Annotated in this window: 1 protein-coding gene; it reads right to left on the bottom strand. The window is 38.1% G+C overall.

The features are described 5' to 3' along the window. Nucleotides 1–72 precede the first annotated feature (72 nt). On the bottom strand, nt 73–1,002 hold a 930-nt coding region (locus AB0C76_RS41565; protein WP_359976039.1), incomplete at its 5' end, for an IS3 family transposase.

Raw genomic sequence — 1,002 nt, 5'->3', positions numbered from 1 at the left:
ATTATCTTTTATGGCATTTGACGTTAAGTCAAGTTTTTAGAGTAACAAACGTAGAATTTTAATCTATTTATTTTAAGCACTTACCTTTTCAAATTGATTAGGTGTAAGATACCCTAAACTTTGATGGATTCGTTTTGAATTATAAAAGGCTTCGATGTACCAGAAAATACTCTGATAGGCTTCTTCAAAGTTCTTATATTTAAATTGATACACCCACTCTCTTTTTAAATGTCCATGCCAAGATTCAAGACTGGCATTATGATAAGGGTATCCCCTTCGACTGAAAGAGTGAGTCATCCCATAATACTTAAGTAACTCTTCATACTCTAGACTCGTATACTGGCTTCCTTGGTCAGAATGAAGAATAACAGCTTCTGGATAGTCTTGTGATTTAATGGCCTTATTTAAAGTTCTTTGCACTAATTCTACAGTCATTCGCTTGCCCAAATCCCAAGCAATGACTTTTTTAGTATAACGATCCATAATGGTTGAGAGATAAGCCCATCCTTGTTGAGTAGGAATATAAGTAATGTCGGTTGACCAAACCTTATTTTTCTTTGTAGGTTCAGTCTGTATGAGATTTTTTCGATTGATGTGATCACTTAGTGAGTATCCAGGCTTAAATTTCTTAATGACTACAGACTTGAGTTGAAGTTGCTTCATTAGCTTCTGTACCAGTTTTAACCCGACTTTTTCCCCTTGTTTAAGTAGAAGATGATGAATTTTAGGAGCACCATAGATTTCTCGGTTAGTATTGAAGAGTTGAGAAATTTTGAGTGACAGGTATTGTCTCCTTAATTGAGTTTTAGATGGATGTCGGTTAATCCGTTCATAATAACTTGATTCAGGAACATCAAGGAGTTGACAGCTTAGTCTGACATTGAGTGCTAAAGTTTGTATGGTTAGACCCTCTTCGTAGCCGGGGGCCACGACGACCTCGGTGAAGATCGGGGCGATCTGCTCGGCCAGCTCGACGGTGACCGGGCGGTTGACCGCGATCAC

It is taken from the genome of Kitasatospora sp. NPDC048722 (assembly GCF_040650235.1).
In the GTDB taxonomy this organism is placed as follows: domain Bacteria; phylum Actinomycetota; class Actinomycetes; order Streptomycetales; family Streptomycetaceae; genus Kitasatospora.
The sequence above is the reverse complement of the archived record's forward strand: the minus strand, read 5'-3'. Positions and strand labels throughout refer to the sequence as shown.